Source organism: Salmonella sp. SJTUF15570, from assembly GCF_043357055.1.
GTDB lineage: Bacteria > Pseudomonadota > Gammaproteobacteria > Enterobacterales > Enterobacteriaceae > Salmonella > Salmonella enterica.
This window is the reverse complement of the sequence record NZ_JBEUKJ010000012.1, coordinates 50617-67888: the sequence shown is the minus strand read 5'-3', so window position 1 is coordinate 67888 and position 17272 is coordinate 50617. Positions and strand designations below refer to the sequence as shown.

Sequence of the window (17272 nt, the reverse complement as noted above, 5' to 3'; positions counted from 1 at the left end):
CGTCTGTAGAAGCGAGTCTGATGACTCGCTTTTTTTGTATCCGCGTAAGGAGCAGCAGATGCATTATCCGGTTGACGTGTTTATTGGCAAAATTCGTGACTATGACGGCAGCCGCCCGAGCGCTATCGCCAAGGTGCAAATCGACGGCGAACTCATGCTGACCGAGCTGGGTCTGGCAGGCGATCAGCAGGCCGAAAAGAAAATCCACGGCGGCCCCGACCGCGCGCTATGCCATTACCCCCGCGAACACTATGCTGATTGGATTCGCCAGTTCCCCGAGCAGGCGACGCTGTTTTGCGCCCCGGCGTTTGGCGAGAATCTGTCGACGAACGGAATGACCGAACACAACGTGTTTATTGGCGACATCTACCGCTGGGGCGAGGCGTTGATCCAGGTCACTCAGCCGCGCTCTCCATGCTTTAAACTTAATTTCCACCTTGTCATCAGCGACATGGCCCTCCTTATGCAGAACAGCGGAAAAACCGGCTGGCTGTATCGGGTCATTGCGCCAGGTAAGGTCTCCAGCGATGCGCCGTTGGAACTGGCGTCGCGTCTGAGCGATGTCTCGGTTCATGAAGCGGGTGTTATCGCCTGGTCTATGCCGTTTGATGACGAACAATATCACCGGCTGTTGAGCGCCGCCGGGCTGTCGGCGAGCTGGAGCCGCACCATGCAGAAGCGTCGTTTGAGCGGCAAAATTGAAGATAGCGCCAGACGACTGTGGGGGGATAAAACTCCGCCAAAATGAAAGGAAGGATTATGACTGAAGCTGAAAATGCGGTGGCGATCGTAAAAGAATTTTTGGTGGCCTCGATGATTCCCGATGCTGAACGCGCCGCAACGTATATGCACCCGGAGGTGAAAATTACCTTCACCGGAGGCCGGGCGATGGCGGGCGCGGCAGATATCGCGCAGTTTAACGGCGCTCGCTACAAGTGGGTGAAGAAGGCGCTGGGCGAGTTTGATGCGGTGCAGCATGATGATTACGTTGTGATTTATTCCAACGGTACGTTGTATGGCGAATGGCCCGACGGTCGCCCGTTTGCCGATAACCGCTTTATTGACCGCTTCGAAGTGCGCGATGGCAAAATTACCCGGATGGACGTGTGGAATGACAGCGCCGAGTGGATTTTAACGCCGGAAATCTCCCGATAGCGCGGTGCGTAGGCCGGATAAGCGTAGCGCCATCAGGCAGTCAGGTGTACATTGCCGGATGACGGCATTTGCCTTATTCCGCTGGTAACCTATTAATTATTCACAAAAGATATGTAAATTATGGACGCACATATTCTCGAGGCTTGTACGGAAGAAGTTAAGCACATCTTATTCGAAGAGTATCACCTCAAATCTCTTGAGGAGCTTTGGGAGCGGTCTCTGGATGAGGAGTTTTTAGCTGAGTTGTATCAACAGTTTAAGTTCATAACGGAAAAGTATGGCGTGAATGGTGATGAATTGGACAGCATCCTTGATACGCTTTAAATGGTTAAGGCTCGGTAAGGGAAAGTATTACCGAGCCATGAATAACATTAGGTTCGCTTGTACAGCGGTAGCCACAGCGTGAGCCGCAACCCACCCAGCGGGCTATCGTCAGCCTTAACCCAGCCGCGGTGCTGCTGCATGGCGCTTTCGACAATCGCCAGCCCCAGCCCGGTGCCGCCAGATTCGCGGTCGCGCGCCTCATCAGTGCGATAGAACGGACGGAAGATCTGCTCGCGGTCTTCCGGGCTGACGCCCGGCCCGTCGTCATCGACCGTGATCGTAATACCGTCTTTATCCACCGAGAAGCCGACTTCAATCTTCGTATGTGAATAGCGCAGCGCATTACGAACAATATTTTCCAGCGCGCTTTCCAGCGCGTTTGGGTTGCCATAGAGCGGCCACGGCCCCGGCGGATAATTTACCGTTAACGACTTGCCCATCTGTTCGGCTTCAAAGGCGGCGTTATCCAGCACTTCGCCCCATAGCTGATTGGCTTTCATCGTTTCGCTGACCAGCGCATTTTTCTGTTGGTTACGCGACATCACCAGCAGGTCATTGATCATGCTGTCCAGACGCTGCGCTTCGGTTTCAATACGCTCCAGCTCTTTGCTTTCGCCGCCACGACGACGCAGCAGCGCGGTACCCAGTTGCAGGCGCGTAAGGGGCGTTCGCAGCTCATGGGAGATGTCTGACAGCAAACGCTGCTGCGAGGTCATCATCCGTTCCAGCGCCGTCACCATCTGGTTAAAACTGGCGCCAGCGGCGAGGAACTCCTGCGGACCCGCCTCCAGCTCCGGATGCTGACGCAGGTTGCCTTGCGCCACTTCATCAGCCGCGTTTTTCAACTTACGCGCCGGTTTCGCCAGACTCCATGCCAGCCATAGCAAGAGCGGCGAACTGACCAGCATCGTGACAATGAGCAACAGAAGCGGGCGGTCAAACAGCAGATTAATAAAATCGGATTGCGAACTGCTGGCCGGCCGAATCAGGTAAAGCTGGTAATTATCCTCTCCGTCGCGAACGGAGAACGGCCCCACCATCTCTACGCGGCCATATTTTTTCTTCTGCGGATGATCGGCGTTATCCGCCTGACCAATGAAGTTACGAATGATCTGCATTTCGCTGCGTTCAGCGCCGATCACGCGTCCTTCAGAGGTCACCAGTAATAACCGCTGTCCAGGCGGCGCCCACTTATCGATCGCGCGGAACAGGCGACGCCACCACATCAGGTCGTTGGGCGGATCGTTCGCAAGTTCAGCTTCTACATGTTGCTCTATCATCAATCCCTGGCGCTGTTCGCTGTCCAGCAGCTCGGTCATCTGGCGTGAATCGAGCTTGGGCAACATCAGTACCAGCATTAGCACCAGCGCCAGCGTCAACCAGAAGATGGCGAAGATGCGCGCGGTTAAACTTCCTATCATGAAGCGGAAACCATCAGATAGCCGCGACCACGCAATGTTTTAAACCACGGGTGACCGTCTTTGCGTTCCGGCAGTTTGCGGCGCAGGTTAGAAATATGCATATCAATGGCGCGATCGAACGGCGTCAGGCGCTTACCCAGCACTTCCTGACTTAAATGTTCACGGGAAACCACCTGGCCGAGGTGTTGCGCCAGCAAATAGAGCAGGGTGAATTCCGTACCGGTCAGCTCCAGCGTTTGGCCATCGAAACTGGCTTCCTGGCGGCCCGGATTAAGGCTTAGCGCATCGACTTCCAGCGTCGGCGAGCCGTTGTCGCTGCTCTGCTGCTGCTCGCTCCAGTGGGAACGGCGCAAAATAGCCCTGATGCGCGCTACCAGCTCGCGGTCGTTAAACGGTTTGGGCAAATAGTCGTCCGCGCCCAGCTCAAGGCCGAGAACGCGATCCAGCTCGCTGCCGCGCGCGGTCAGCATAATGACAGGCGTCTGGTGTGTCTGGCGAAGCGCTTTCAACGTATCGATACCGTTTTTCTTCGGCATCATGACGTCAAGCAAAAGTAAATCGATGCTGTCATCCAAAAGCTCAAGCGCCTGCTCGCCGTCGTGGGCCACCAGGACATTAAAACCTTCCATTTCGAGGAGCTCTTTTAACAGGGAAGTCAGCTCTCGGTCATCATCAACTAACAGGATTTTATTCATTGTTTACGTACCTCCGAGGCAGAAATTACGTCATCAGGCGTCGCTAATCCATGACTTTACGTTGTTTTACACCCCCTGACGCATGTTTGCAGCCCGAATCGTAAACTGTCTCTCGTTGAATCGCGACAGAAAAGATTTTGGGAGCAAGCGATGCGCAAAGTTACCGCTGCTGTTATGGCCTCAACGCTGGCATTCAGTTTTTTAAGCCACGCAGCTGAAGTTGTTACAAGCGATAACTGGCACCCCGGTGACGGGGCCACGCAGCGTAGCGCGCAAAATCATATGTTTGACGGCATAAGTTTAACCGAACATCAGCGTCAGCAGATGCGAGATCTTATGCAACAGGCAAGGCACGAACAGCCTCCTGTTAATGTTAGCGAAATGGAGACAATGCATCGGCTTGTCACCGCAGAAAAATTTGATGAAAGCGCTGTGCGCGCTCAGGCAGAAAAAATGGCGCAAGAGCAGGTTGCCCGCCAGGTCGAAATGGCGCGCGTGCGTAACCAGATGTATCGCCTGTTAACGCCGGAGCAGCAAGCGGTTTTGAATGAAAAGCATCAGCAACGAATGGAGCAACTGCGCGACGTGGCGCAATGGCAAAAAAGTTCATCGTTGAAATTATTGAGTAGTAGCAACTCACGTTCCCAGTAACAACCCTGTTTTCCTTGCCATAGACACCATCCCTGTCTTCCCCCACATGATGTGGGGGTTTTTTTTATCTCCAGTTTGTCATTCTGTTATTAGCTTACTGTTTTAAACCATCCGTTATACTACCGGCAGAAGATAGCGGGAGTATTTATGAATCAAACCTATGGACGGCTGGTTAGCCGGGCGGCTATCGCGGCAACGGCGATGGCATCAGCGTTACTTTTGATCAAAATTTTTGCGTGGTGGTATACGGGATCGGTGAGTATTCTGGCGGCGTTGGTGGACTCGCTGGTGGATATTGCCGCGTCATTGACGAATTTGTTGGTCGTGCGTTATTCGCTGCAACCCGCAGATGATGAACACACGTTTGGGCACGGTAAAGCGGAGTCGCTGGCGGCGCTGGCGCAAAGTATGTTTATTTCCGGTTCGGCGTTGTTTCTGTTTTTGACCAGTATCCAGAATCTGATTAAGCCGACGCCAATGAACGACCCCGGCGTGGGGATTGGCGTTACCGTCATCGCTCTGATATGCACTATTATACTGGTCACGTTTCAGCGCTGGGTGGTACGCAAGACCCAAAGTCAGGCGGTACGGGCGGATATGCTTCATTATCAGTCTGATGTTATGATGAACGGAGCGATTCTTATCGCGCTGGGGTTATCCTGGTACGGTTGGCATCGTGCGGATGCCCTGTTTGCGTTAGGTATCGGCATCTATATTTTGTATAGCGCGTTACGTATGGGGTATGAGGCGGTGCAGTCATTATTGGATCGCGCGCTGCCCGATGCGGAACGACAGGAAATTATTGATATCGTGACGTCATGGCCGGGAGTCAGCGGCGCGCACGATCTCCGCACGCGGCAGTCAGGGCCGACTCGCTTTATTCAGATTCATTTGGAAATGGAAGATAATCTGCCGCTCGTTCAGGCGCATTTTGTGGCTGACCAGGTAGAGCAGGCGATTTTGCGGCGTTTTCCGGGTTCAGATGTCATTATTCATCAGGATCCCTGTTCAGTCGTCCCCAGGGAAGGCAGGAAGTTCGAGCTTGTATAATTGATTGTTAAAAAGTGAGCCAGGCCAGCATTTTGTGTATAAATTACCGCCATTTGGCCTGACCTGAATCAATTCAGCAGGAAGGGATTGTTATACTATCTGTATATTCGTTGGATCGTTTCGAAGTGCGAAATCGGCTTCCGGCAATAGATTTCATTTTGCATTCCAAAGTTCAGAGGTAGTCATGATTAAGAAAATCGGTGTGTTGACAAGCGGCGGTGATGCGCCGGGCATGAACGCGGCAATCCGCGGTGTTGTGCGCGCAGCGTTGACGGAAGGGCTGGAAGTCATGGGCATTTATGACGGCTATCTGGGCCTGTATGAAGATCGTATGGTTCAGCTTGACCGTTACAGCGTATCTGACATGATCAACCGTGGCGGTACTTTCCTCGGTTCTGCCCGTTTCCCGGAATTCCGTGACGAAAATATTCGCGCTGTCGCGATCGAAAACCTGAAAAAACGCGGTATCGATGCGCTGGTAGTTATTGGCGGCGACGGTTCTTATATGGGTGCAAAACGTTTGACTGAAATGGGCTTCCCGTGCATCGGTCTGCCAGGCACTATCGATAACGACATCAAAGGCACCGACTACACTATCGGCTATTTCACTGCTCTCGGCACTGTAGTGGAAGCGATTGACCGTCTGCGTGACACCTCCTCTTCTCACCAGCGTATCTCTATCGTTGAGGTGATGGGCCGTTATTGCGGCGACCTGACGTTGGCGGCGGCTATTGCTGGCGGCTGTGAGTTTATCGTGGTGCCGGAAGTTGAATTTAATCGCGAGGATCTGGTGGCGGAAATCAAAGCCGGGATCGCGAAAGGGAAAAAACACGCTATCGTCGCTATCACCGAACATATGTGTGATGTTGACGAACTGGCGCACTTTATTGAAAAAGAAACGGGCCGTGAAACGCGTGCGACGGTGCTCGGCCACATTCAGCGCGGTGGTTCCCCGGTACCTTACGATCGCATTCTGGCTTCCCGTATGGGCGCGTATGCTATTGACCTGCTGCTGGAAGGCCATGGCGGTCGTTGTGTCGGTATCCAGAACGAGCAGCTTGTTCATCATGACATCATCGATGCGATTGAAAACATGAAGCGTCCGTTCAAAAGCGACTGGATGGAGTGCGCGAAAAAACTGTACTGATTGTTTTTGCGCGCCTGATGGCGCTACGCTTATCAGGCCTACAGGTTGCAGAAACGTGTAGGCCGGATTAGGCGCTAGCCGCCATCCGGCAATCCCTCAGATTTATTCCTCGAAGTTATAGCCAATCTTTTTTTATTCTTTAATGTTTGGATCTCTTTCTGGCACGCTTTGCTCATCACAACACAACATAAGCGAGTCGGGCGATGAAAAAGTGGGGCGTGGGGTTCACATTATTGCTGGCGTCAACCAGCCTTCTGGCAAAGGATATTCAGTTACTTAACGTATCATACGATCCAACGCGTGAGCTGTACGAGCAGTACAACAAAGCGTTTAGCGCGCACTGGAAGCAGGAAACCGGCGACAACGTCGTGATCCGCCAATCGCACGGCGGTTCGGGTAAACAGGCGACTTCCGTTATTAACGGCATTGAAGCCGATGTCGTGACGCTGGCGCTGGCTTACGATGTGGACGCTATTGCGGAACGTGGTCGTATCGATAAAAACTGGATCAAGCATCTGCCGGATAACTCAGCACCTTACACCTCCACCATCGTTTTCCTGGTCCGCAAAGGCAATCCAAAACAAATTCATGACTGGAACGATCTGATTAAACCCGGTGTGTCGGTGATTACGCCAAACCCGAAAAGCTCCGGCGGCGCCCGCTGGAACTATCTGGCGGCATGGGGCTACGCCCTGCACCACAACAATAACGATCAGGCCAAAGCGCAGGACTTTGTCAAAGCCCTGTTTAAAAACGTTGAAGTGCTGGACTCCGGCGCGCGTGGCTCAACCAATACTTTCGTTGAACGCGGTATCGGTGATGTGCTGATTGCCTGGGAAAACGAAGCGCTGCTGGCGACGAACGAACTGGGTAAAGATAAATTCGAGATAGTGACCCCGAGTGAATCTATTCTCGCAGAGCCGACCGTGTCCGTGGTGGATAAAGTCGTTGAGAAGAAAGGGACGAATGCGGTAGCGGAAGCGTATCTCAAGTATCTCTACTCGCCGGAAGGGCAGGAGATAGCAGCGAAAAACTTCTACCGTCCGCGCGATGCTGACGTGGCGAAAAAATACGACGATGCGTTTCCGAAGCTGAAGCTGTTCACCATTGACGAGGTGTTTGGCGGCTGGGCGAAGGCGCAAAAAGATCACTTCGCTAATGGCGGTACGTTCGACCAAATCAGCAAACGCTAAACCGTTTATAAACCCGGTAACGTATTATGTTACCGGGTTTTTTCTTTGCCACAATTTTGCGTTACTCTTCCCCGTCTATGGGTCACAGGGAACGCATATCATGAAAAAAACAGGCTACTTTTTACTGGCGGTGATAGTGATTGTCGCCGCGGCGGGCGTCGGTTACTGGAAATTTTCCGGCAACCCTGATGCATTACGGGAAATCGTGCTTGAACAATGCCTGCCCGATCAGTTACAGCATCAAAACCCAGCGCCTTGCGCGGAAGTCAAACCTCGCGCCGGCTATGTCGTCTTTAAAGATCGTCACGGTCCGTTGCAATATTTATTGATGCCCACCTACCGTATCAACGGTACAGAAAGCCCGCTATTGCTGGAACCCGCTACGCCCAACTTTTTCTGGCTGGCCTGGCAGGCTCGCGGCTATATGAGTAAAAAATACGGGCATGATATTCCGGATAGCGCGGTCTCGCTGGCGATTAATTCGCGGCTTGGTCGTTCACAGGACCATTTGCATATCCATATTTCTTGCATCCGTCCTGACGTTCGGGAACAACTGGATAACGATCTCACGCGTATCAGCACTCGCTGGCTTCCGCTACCGAGCGACCTGATGGGGCATGAATACCTGGCGCGCCGGGTAACCGAGAGCGAACTGGCGCAGCGTAGTCCGTTTATGATGCTGGCGGAAGAGGTGCCGGAAGCGCGCGATCATATGGGACGCTATGCGCTGGCGGTGGTACGCCAAAGCGACGACTCTTTTGTTCTGCTGGCGACCGAGCGTAACCTGCTGACGCTTAATCGCGCATCGGCGGAAGAGATTCAGGACCATAGTTGCGCCATTTTGTCTTCCCGCTGATTTTCGTTACACCCCCTGCTCATTATCTTATTGATTCTTATCCCGGTTTAAAACTGGGGTAAGATCGTGTCTATAAAAATATGTGAAACCGATCAAAAGATATAAAGGTATACCTTTATATCTTTTGATGGTTAGTTACACTCTCTTCATAGCCTCCATAGATTGTCTGGTGGATGGCTTATATATAAAAACGTTTTTATTTCATGTAGTGACATCATTAATTGTTCACCAGATTTGCGCTGCTAAGCGTAAAGGAATATCAACATGAAACTTTCTATCGTGGAAAAAATCGGCTTCGGCGCGGGAGATATGGCGATAAACGTTGTGATTATCGCCATGCAGCTGCTCCTCGCCTATTTCTATACCGATATCTACGGCCTGAGCGCCGCTGATGTTGGCGTACTGTTTGTGGTTGTGCGGATGATTGATGCCATTATCGATCCGGCCATGGGGGTTCTGACCGATAAACTGAATACGCGCTGGGGACGTTATCGCCCGTGGCTGCTGTGGTTTGCCATTCCTTTTGGTTTCGCCGTGTATTTGATGTTTATTACGCCTGATATGGCTTATATGGCCAAGCTGGCGTGGGCCTATGGCACCTATATTCTTATGACCCTGGTCTATACTGCGATCACCATTCCCTATATTTCGATGATTGGCGTCATTACCAGCGACCCCGTCGAACGGTTAAGCGCCAACGGCTATCGTTTTGTGATGACTAAGATTGCCGCTTTCCTGGTGACTATCGTCGTACCGATGCTTGCCGTCTGGCTGGGGCAGGGCAACAAGGCGCTGGGTTACCAGTTTTCGATGGGGCTGATGGGGGCGATGGGCGCCTTACTGTTTATCTTCTGTTTTCTTACCACGCGTGAACGCAGCGAGCCGGAAATTACCTCGCTATCGGTGGGGAAACAGTTTAAATATCTGTTACGTAACGATCAGTGGATTATTCTCGGCGTTGTTATTCTGCTGCTGATGTGCGGTTATGTTATTCGCGGTTCCGTTGCCGCTTATTACGCCAAGTATTATCTGAACGGCGGAGATAGCCTGATTTCACCCTTCCTGACTACCGGCGTCGTTGCCTCTATTTTAGCGATGATCGCTACCACCTGGATAACCAAGTTCTGGGACAAAATTAAGATGTTCCGCTACACCCAGATTATTACCTTTATCCTGAGCGCGCTGATGTATTTCTCCGTCGGGCGTGAAAATCTTATCCTGGCGTTTGCGTTCTATTTTCTTATTAATTTCTTCTGCGATATGCAAATGCCGGTGTTCTGGTCCTCTATCGCCGAAGCGGTGGATTACGGAGAAAAGAAAACCGGTCTGCGCGTTTCCGGGTTGGCGTTTGGCGGCATCCTCTTCTTCCAGAAGTTTGGGATGGGGATCGCGGGCGGGATACTTGGATTCCTGCTGAGCCACTTTGGCTATCAGGCCGATGTTGAACAGACCGCACGTTCGCTCACCGGTATTGCGCTGATGATGACGCTCATTCCGGCTCTGTTCCACCTTGCGGTTGGGCTGCTTATGAAAAAGTATCTGATTAACAACGAATATTATCGTGATATTCAGCTCGCCCTGGCGCAGAAACAGGCATAAGGAGGCGCAAATGAAGGCCATGAATAAGGTTTGGGTTATCGGCGATGCCTCCGTTGACCTGGTACCGGAAAAGCAGAACAGCTATCTGAAATGTCCCGGCGGAGCGTCGGCGAACGTGGGGGTATGCGTTGCCAGGCTGGGCGGAGAGTGCGGTTTTATTGGCTGTCTTGGTGACGATGACGCCGGTCGCTTCCTGCGCCAGGTTTTTCAGGATAACGGCGTGGATGTCACGTTTCTAAGGCTGGATGCGGACCTGACCAGCGCGGTGCTGATCGTCAACCTGACGGCTGACGGGGAACGCAGCTTTACCTATCTGGTGCATCCGGGGGCTGATACCTACGTTTCGCCGCAGGATTTGCCGCCGTTCAGGCAGCACGAATGGTTTTACTTCAGCTCAATTGGCCTCACCGACAGGCCCGCTCGCGAGGCGTGCCTTGAGGGAGCGAGAAGAATGCGTGAAGCGGGTGGTTACGTACTGTTTGACGTCAATCTGCGCAGCAAGATGTGGCGCAATACCGATGAAATCCCTGAACTGATCGCCCGGTCCGCCGCGCTGGCTTCTATCTGCAAAGTCTCGGCAGATGAGCTGTGCCAGCTCAGCGGGGCCAGTCACTGGCAGGATGCGCGTTATTACCTGCGCGATCTAGGCGGTGACACCACGATCATTTCGCTGGGGGCCGATGGCGCGCTGTTGATTACCGCCGAGGGGGAGTTCCATTTTCCCGCACCGCGCGTCGATGTTGTCGATACCACGGGAGCCGGTGATGCTTTTGTCGGCGGACTGTTGTTCACCCTTTCCCGCGCAAATTGCTGGAACCATGCCCTGCTGGCGGAGGCCATCAGCAATGCCAACGCCTGCGGCGCCATGGCGGTAACGGCAAAGGGCGCAATGACCGCTTTACCGTTTCCTGACCAACTCAACACTTTTCTTTCCAGCCATTCGCTGGCACAAGCCATGACCGTGAAATAAGGAGTCATCATGCACGTTGATCAAAACAAAATACTGGGATGCCTGGTTGGCGCCGCCGCCGCGGACGCGATGGGAGCCGCGACGGAAGTACGCACCCAGCAGCAGATAAAAGACTATTTTGGCGGCTGGGTGACGACCTTTCAAAAACCGCCTGCGGACACGTTTGGCCGCTGCAATGAAGCAGGTATGTGCACGGATGATTTTATTCAGGCTAAGTACATTATGGACGCGCTGCTGCGCCATCAACGCCAGGTCAGCGACGAAGCGATGCGCGAAGCTTTCCAGCAGTGGCTGGATTATCCTTTCTACGCCAACTTTACCGGTCCGACGACGCGTGCGGCAATGAAAGCGATATTTAATGATAATCGCGCCTCTTTGCAGGGCGAGCTGGAAGGCGAAAAACAATCGGTACAGATCATTAATAAGGGTAATGCCGAAGCCACCAACGGCGCGGCTATGAAGATTTGGCCAGCGGCGGTGCTGCATCCTGGCGATATCGACGCGGCGATTGAATGCGCGCTACAGATTTGCCGCTTTACCCATAATAACGTGCTGGCAATGTCCGGTGCGGCGGCGATGGCGGCGGCAACCAGCGAGGCGTTAAGAGCGCAGACTAATGCAGACAGCATTATTGCTGCCGGTATTTACGGTGCGCAAAGAGGCTATCTGCTGGCGCAGGAGCAAGGGGCGATGATGGTCGCCGGGCCTTCCGTTGCCCGACGCATTGAACTGGCCGTAGATATCGGTAAACGTCATCGCCATTGGGAAACGGCGGTGGTGGAACTTGCTGATATTATTGGCTCCGGACTGCACGTGAGTGAAGCGGTGCCGGCGGCCTTTGGCCTGTTCGCGTGTTGTCCGAATTCTGCCGTAGATGCTATTATCTCCGGCGTTAATATCGGCAATGATACTGATACTGTCGCCACCATGGTCGGGGCGATTTCCGGCGCATTCCATGGCGTGGAGGCTTTTCCCGCCGATTATTTAACGACTTTGGATCGTATGAATCATTTCGATTTGGCAGAACTGGCCAGGCAAATCGCAGGGTAGCGAATTCACCCTGCCGGGGACGGTAAAACGTCCCCTGCTGGCGAAGACGTGAGGTGCGCAGCTTGCAGGTTGATAAAACGAGCTTTACTCCGCTTTATAAGCAACTATTTTTTATCATCTGTCAGCAGATCCAAAATGGATCCCTGCCTTTAGGCAGCCAGCTGCCGACGCAAAAAGAGATTGCCAGAGCCTACAACGTCTCGCTGATTGTGGTTAAACAGGCCTGGAGCGAATTAATCAATGCGGGCATTATTTCGTCGCAGCGCGGGAGTGGTTCGGTGGTGTGCTCGGTACCGGAAGGAGTGAGCTACGGGCACACGTTTCGCGGTATTACCCGCGATCTCCAGGACGCCAGCGTGGCGATTGAGAACCGTATTCTGGAAATCGCGCCGCGCCGCGCGCGCGACGCTCAGGCAGACGGCTTGAGCCTGCCCGCACAGCATCACTATCTCTATATTTCGCGTATTCGTTGCCTGAATAACCGCCCATTTAACCATGAGAAAATATATCTCGATCTCAGCTTCTTTCCCGGCCTGGAACTGACGCCGCAGGCGCTGGAGCATACGTCGCTCTATTCGTTATTAAACGTCACAAGCGACTCGGCGATAGAAAAAGTTGAGGCGATTTTACCTTCCGCTGACCTGTGCGAAAAATTGCAAATCGCCGCCAATAAACCGCTGCTATCCGTTGCCAGACAGACGTTTCAGGCCGGACAAGACAACCCTTTTGAGTATTGCCGCTATTACGTGCTGTCTGAATACTTTGGTGAAATTCATTATCACTGATCTGTCCACTTAATCCTGCGATAACCCCACCATATCTGGCGTTTACCTGCCTGACTGTCCGTCGTATTCTTGCTGAAAAAATCGTCAGGAGACAGGTATGTCGCTCTGGTTGTCCCATCCTCTGTTCCTCCCCTCCATCATCGTTGGCGTTACTATCCTTCTGTGGGGGACTTCGCTACTGCCGGAGTTTATGATCGCACTGCTGTTTTTTGCTGTGGCGATGATCGCCAAAATCGCGCCGCCGGAGGTTATCTTCGGCGGCTTTGCTTCATCGGCCTTCTGGCTGGTGTTCAGCGGCTTTGTGCTGGGGATCGCGATTCGCAAAACCGGGCTGGCGGACAGGGCGGCGCGGGTGCTTTCGTCGCGGCTCACCGACTCATGGCCGCTGATGGTTGGCAGCGTGGTGCTGCTCAGCTATGCCCTGGCCTTTGTTATGCCTTCAAATATGGGGCGCATTGCGCTGCTGATGCCGATTGTGGCGGCCATGGCGAAACGCGCGGGGATTGAGGATGGCACACGCGGTTGGTATGGGCTGGCGCTGGCGGTGGGATTCGGTACTTTCCAGCTGTCGGCCACCATTTTGCCTGCTAACGTCCCGAATCTGGTGATGAGCGGCGCGGCGGAAGGTTCATACGGCATCCATCTGAATTATGTACCTTATTTACTTCTGCATACGCCGGTGCTCGGTTGGCTAAAAGGGGCGGTACTGATTGCGCTGATATGCTGGCTGTTTCCCGGTAAACCGCATCCGCCGCGCGACATGACGCCGCTGCCGCCGATGAGCCATGATGAGAAGCGCCTGGCATGGCTGCTGGCGGTGGTGTTGACGCTCTGGGTGACTGAAAGCTGGCACGGCGTGGGGCCAGCCTGGACGGGGCTGGCGGCGGCGGTGATAACGCTTCTGCCGCGCGTTGGTTTTATCAACGGCGACGAGTTTTCCAGCGGCGTGAATATCCGTACCTGTATTTACGTCGCCGGGATTCTGGGGCTGGCGATCACCGTCACTCACACGGGTATTGGCAGCGTCGTGGGAAATGCGCTGCTGCATATTATGCCGCTGGATAAAGAGAGTCCGTTTACCAGCTTCCTCGCGCTGACCGGAATTACCAGCGCGCTGAACTTTATTATGACCGCTAATGGCGTACCGGCGCTGTATACCACCTTCGCGCAGAGCTTTTCCGATGCTACCGGTTTTCCACTATTGAGCGCGATCATGATTCAAGTACTGGGGTATTCCACGCCACTGCTGCCGTATCAGGCGTCACCGATTGTGGTGGCGATGGGACTAGGGAAAGTTCCTGCGCGGGCGGGAATGCTGTTATGTATCGCGCTAGCGGTGGTGAGCTATTTGATTCTGCTGCCGCTGGACTACCTGTGGTATCAGGCGTTGGGGAAACTGTAGCCTGTTCCGCTTGGGGATTTTCCCGGAGGCGGTGCTACGCACCTGTCCGGGCTACCAGGCGATAACCCCGGTTGCGAAGCGCGACCGGGGAAAGACCCGCTAAAGCGAATTACGCTTTTTTAGCAGCTTCTGCTGCTTTCACGATCACGGCGAAGGCGTCAGCTTTCAGAGAAGCGCCGCCTACCAGTGCGCCGTCGATGTCCGGCTGCGCGAACAGTTCGGCTGCGTTGGACGCATTAACAGAACCGCCGTACTGGATAATAACCTGTTCAGCGATTTTCGCGTCAGCTTTAGCAATGTGGTCACGGATGAATTTGTGCACTGCCTGAGCCTGCGCAGGAGTTGCAGATTTACCGGTACCGATCGCCCATACGGGTTCGTAAGCGATAACCGCGCCTTCAAAGGCTGCCGCGCCCTGCGTTTTCAGTACCGCGTCGATCTGGCGTGCACACACTTCTTCTGTTTTGCCCGCTTCGTTTTCCGCTTCGGTTTCACCGATGCACAGTACCGGCGTCAGACCTTGTTCTTTCAGTACGGCGAATTTTTTGGCGATCAGCTCGTCAGATTCTTTGTGATAAGTACGACGCTCGGAGTGGCCGATAATAATGTACTGTGCACCGATATCCTTCAGCATTTCAGCCGAAGTTTCACCGGTGAATGCGCCAGACAGGTTCAGATCAACGTTCTGCGCGCCCAGCATAATGTGGCTACCGGCAGCAGCGCGTTTCGCCAGATCGATATACATTTCCGGCGGAGCGATTGCCACATCGCAGCCTGCTACGCCCGTCAGTTCTTTACGCAGGTTAGCCACCAGTTCGTTTACCATGTGGCGGCTGCCGTTCAGTTTCCAGTTACCCATCACTAAAGGATGTCGCATTTCATTTCTCCACGCTTAGTCAGCGAATTAAGGAAGATGGCCGCTCGTCAGAGCAGCATGGTCTGTGAAACAGTATAGAGATTCATCCCCGGAAAGGCTTTGCTTTTTGTCATCAATTCGCCCCTTCCAGATTTTCAGATAACGCCAGCTTAATCGGTTCAACCGCGAAGGTCAGCCCCTTTTCGCCGTTATCTGCGACAACATAACGTACCGCGCCTTCGGTCTCGGCGTAATAGTGTTTGCCTTTACCGGCGATAAGCATCTTTTGCAGTTTTTTCTGGCTTTGCTCTTTTGTCAGCAACGGGGCGACAGTGCGAATAATGGCGGCCATATATTCCAGCGCTTTCGCTTTCGCCGCTTTCTGTTCCGGCCCCTGAATGGGCAGCCAGGTAATCTGCATACTTTTCACTTTGAGCGTACCGCGCTCCAGCGCCGTGGAGGCATACAGATTTTCGTTAATCTTACTGGCGGCGCGGGTCAGATTCGCCTTATCGCGGCTATTCTCAATGGCGCGAAATTCATTGAGCGGCAGATCGGGATTCTGGTGGTTAAAGTTCTCACGAAACTGGCTAATAGAAAGATCAAAGGTTGGCGAGCCCGCCAGCAAATAGGGCGCTGTCGTGGTCGATGAAGAGAGCTGCGCGTGCGCCGTTATGCTGGCGGTGAGAGCAGAAAACAACAGTAAAAACAGAGTACATACTGGCTTCATCAATCTTACCTTTCGTTAGGACTGCTCACGATTAAAACGATAACTGTCGGGCTTGTCAAAAGGGTAAACTGTAGCGGAAGGCAAAATATAAGGAACTTACATGACCATACAGCAATGGTTATTCTCATTTAAAGGGCGTATCGGACGCCGTGATTTCTGGATTTGGATCGGCCTCTGGTTTGCCGGGATGCTGGCGCTATTTTCGCTGGCGGGGAAAAATCTGCTTGATATCCAAACGGCGGCATTTTGCCTGGTGTGCCTGCTGTGGCCGACCGCCGCTGTCATGGTCAAACGTCTGCATGACCGGGGACGCTCCGGCGCGTGGGCGTTGCTGATGATTCTGGCGTGGATGCTGCTGGCCGGAAACTGGGTGATGCTGCCGGGGATGTGGCAGTGGGTCGTCGGGCGATTTATTCCGACGCTGATCCTGGTGATGATGCTTATCGATCTGGGCGCGTTTGTCGGTGTTCAGGGGGAAAATAAGTTTGGGAAAGCGACACAGGGCGTGAAGTTTAAAGCAGAACCGTAAACGGGCGGTAAACCGTAATTTGCCCGGTGGCGCTGACGCTTACCGGGCCTACAGATTGGTGATGATTTGCAGGCCGGATAAGCCCCAGCCGCCATTCGGTAAAACATCACCAGTAATGTTCAGCCGTCATCTGCCCCGGTCGGCGGCGCAGATGTTTAGTCATCTGTCGGGTCTCTTTCAGCAGTTGCTGCGTATCGCGCACCATCTGCGGGTTCCCGCACAGCATGACGTGGCTGGTCTCTTTATCCATCGGTAATCCAACGGCTTTTTCCAGCTCGCCGTTTTCAATGAGCGCTGGCACGCGTCCGGTAAGCGAGCCTGGCACGCTCTCCCGGCTGACCACCGTTTGGATGCGCAGCTTGCCTTCATAACGCTGTTGCAGTTCCAGCATTAGCGGCAGATAGCTTAAATCGGCGGCGAAGCGTGCGGCGTGGACCAAGACCAGATTTTTAAAGCGCGCGATATCCTGGCCATATTGCAGAATAGACAAATACGGGCCAATAGCGGTTCCGGTCGCCAGCATCCATAGCGTCTCGCAGTCAGGCACTTCATCCAGTACAAAGAAACCCGACGCGTCGCTGACCACTTGCACCTCATCGCCAGGTTTTAGCGCCGCCAGCCGCGGGCTGAGCTTTCCTTGCGGCACCGTCACCAGATAAAACTCTAAATTCGGATTGTCAGGCGCATTGACATAGGAATACGCGCGCTGAACGCGCTCGCCATCGATCTCCAGTCCGAGTTTGGTAAATTGGCCTGCAGTAAAAGGATTAATGGGGGCGTGAACGGTCAGGCTGAACAGTGCGTCAGTCCAGTTTTGCACCTTAGTGACTTTACCTGTTACCCAATCGGCCATGGTTTT

At 53.5% G+C, this 17272-nt stretch carries 19 protein-coding genes; 14 read left to right on the top strand and 5 right to left on the bottom strand.

All coding sequences use genetic code 11. The features are described 5' to 3' along the window. The first annotated feature begins 58 nt into the window (after positions 1-58). The 3 genes from yiiM to ABVN44_RS20030 all read left to right on the top strand — a co-directional run bounded on the left by yiiM (position 59) and on the right by ABVN44_RS20030 (position 1479). Complete coding sequence (yiiM, locus tag ABVN44_RS20040) at positions 59-748, top strand: 6-hydroxyaminopurine reductase (protein WP_023232495.1); 690 nt, start codon at positions 59-61, stop codon at positions 746-748. An 11-nt stretch (positions 749-759) separates the two neighbouring features. Further along, positions 760-1155, top strand: a complete 396-nt coding sequence (locus tag ABVN44_RS20035) for a nuclear transport factor 2 family protein (protein WP_023232494.1) — start codon at positions 760-762, stop codon at positions 1153-1155. 120 nt (positions 1156-1275) lie between these two features. After that, positions 1276-1479, top strand: coding sequence for a hypothetical protein (locus tag ABVN44_RS20030; RefSeq protein WP_023232493.1), 204 nt, complete (start codon positions 1276-1278; stop codon positions 1477-1479). A gap of 47 nt (positions 1480-1526) precedes the next feature. On the opposite strand, the gene cpxA is transcribed toward ABVN44_RS20030, so the two are convergent. Further along, complete coding sequence (cpxA, locus tag ABVN44_RS20025; RefSeq protein WP_000580402.1) at positions 1527-2900, bottom strand: envelope stress sensor histidine kinase CpxA; 1374 nt, start codon at positions 2898-2900, stop codon at positions 1527-1529. Then, on the bottom strand, positions 2897-3595 hold the full coding sequence (gene cpxR, locus ABVN44_RS20020; protein WP_001033731.1) for an envelope stress response regulator transcription factor CpxR: 699 nt from the start codon (positions 3593-3595) through the stop codon (positions 2897-2899). Before cpxR ends, cpxA begins: the two co-directional genes overlap by 4 nt. Before the next feature lie 150 nt (positions 3596-3745). On the opposite strand from cpxR, the gene cpxP reads away from it, so the two are divergent. From cpxP to ABVN44_RS19970, 10 genes are all read left to right on the top strand, one after another. Then, a complete protein-coding gene (gene cpxP / locus ABVN44_RS20015) occupies positions 3746-4246 on the top strand; it encodes a cell-envelope stress modulator CpxP (RefSeq protein WP_001233463.1) in 501 nt (166 codons plus the stop codon). Positions 4247-4393: 147 nt separating this feature from the next. Next, positions 4394-5296 carry a CDF family cation-efflux transporter FieF gene (fieF, locus tag ABVN44_RS20010; RefSeq protein WP_001077321.1) on the top strand — a complete coding sequence of 301 codons (903 nt, stop codon included), beginning with the start codon at positions 4394-4396 and terminating at the stop codon, positions 5294-5296. 184 nt (positions 5297-5480) lie between these two features. After that, positions 5481-6443: a 6-phosphofructokinase gene (gene pfkA, locus ABVN44_RS20005; protein WP_000591793.1), complete on the top strand. Its 963-nt coding sequence runs from the start codon at positions 5481-5483 to the stop codon at positions 6441-6443. Positions 6444-6646: 203 nt separating this feature from the next. After that, positions 6647-7636, top strand: a complete 990-nt coding sequence (locus ABVN44_RS20000; protein WP_023232492.1) for a sulfate ABC transporter substrate-binding protein — start codon at positions 6647-6649, stop codon at positions 7634-7636. Between the two features lie 100 nt (positions 7637-7736). Continuing rightward, a complete protein-coding gene (locus tag ABVN44_RS19995; protein WP_023232491.1) occupies positions 7737-8492 on the top strand; it encodes a CDP-diacylglycerol diphosphatase in 756 nt (251 codons plus the stop codon). A 264-nt stretch (positions 8493-8756) separates the two neighbouring features. Then, on the top strand, positions 8757-10091 hold the full coding sequence (locus tag ABVN44_RS19990) for an MFS transporter (protein ID WP_000777316.1): 1335 nt from the start codon (positions 8757-8759) through the stop codon (positions 10089-10091). A 10-nt stretch (positions 10092-10101) separates the two neighbouring features. Next, positions 10102-11061 carry an aminoimidazole riboside kinase gene (locus ABVN44_RS19985; protein ID WP_023232490.1) on the top strand — a complete coding sequence of 320 codons (960 nt, stop codon included), beginning with the start codon at positions 10102-10104 and terminating at the stop codon, positions 11059-11061. Between the two features lie 9 nt (positions 11062-11070). Further along, the gene (locus ABVN44_RS19980) at positions 11071-12111 is read left to right on the top strand and encodes an ADP-ribosylglycohydrolase family protein (RefSeq protein WP_023232489.1); all 1041 of its coding nucleotides are present in this window, start codon (positions 11071-11073) and stop codon (positions 12109-12111) included. Between the two features lie 62 nt (positions 12112-12173). Continuing rightward, positions 12174-12896: a GntR family transcriptional regulator gene (locus ABVN44_RS19975; RefSeq protein ID WP_001533426.1), complete on the top strand. Its 723-nt coding sequence runs from the start codon at positions 12174-12176 to the stop codon at positions 12894-12896. 97 nt (positions 12897-12993) lie between these two features. Next, positions 12994-14298 carry an SLC13 family permease gene (locus ABVN44_RS19970; RefSeq protein ID WP_023232488.1) on the top strand — a complete coding sequence of 435 codons (1305 nt, stop codon included), beginning with the start codon at positions 12994-12996 and terminating at the stop codon, positions 14296-14298. 109 nt (positions 14299-14407) lie between these two features. On the opposite strand, the gene tpiA is transcribed toward ABVN44_RS19970, so the two are convergent. Together tpiA and ABVN44_RS19960 are read right to left on the bottom strand one after the other, a co-directional pair. Continuing rightward, complete coding sequence (tpiA, locus tag ABVN44_RS19965; protein WP_017441865.1) at positions 14408-15175, bottom strand: triose-phosphate isomerase; 768 nt, start codon at positions 15173-15175, stop codon at positions 14408-14410. 112 nt (positions 15176-15287) lie between these two features. Continuing rightward, positions 15288-15884: a YiiQ family protein gene (locus ABVN44_RS19960; protein ID WP_129339493.1), complete on the bottom strand. Its 597-nt coding sequence runs from the start codon at positions 15882-15884 to the stop codon at positions 15288-15290. Positions 15885-15984: 100 nt separating this feature from the next. Between ABVN44_RS19960 and ABVN44_RS19955 the strand changes: the two genes are divergently transcribed. After that, on the top strand, positions 15985-16413 hold the full coding sequence (locus ABVN44_RS19955; RefSeq protein ID WP_000155239.1) for a DUF805 domain-containing protein: 429 nt from the start codon (positions 15985-15987) through the stop codon (positions 16411-16413). Between the two features lie 106 nt (positions 16414-16519). On the opposite strand, the gene fpr is transcribed toward ABVN44_RS19955, so the two are convergent. Then, a complete protein-coding gene (fpr, locus tag ABVN44_RS19950) occupies positions 16520-17266 on the bottom strand; it encodes a ferredoxin--NADP(+) reductase (RefSeq protein ID WP_023232487.1) in 747 nt (248 codons plus the stop codon). Positions 17267-17272: the final 6 nt, after the last annotated feature.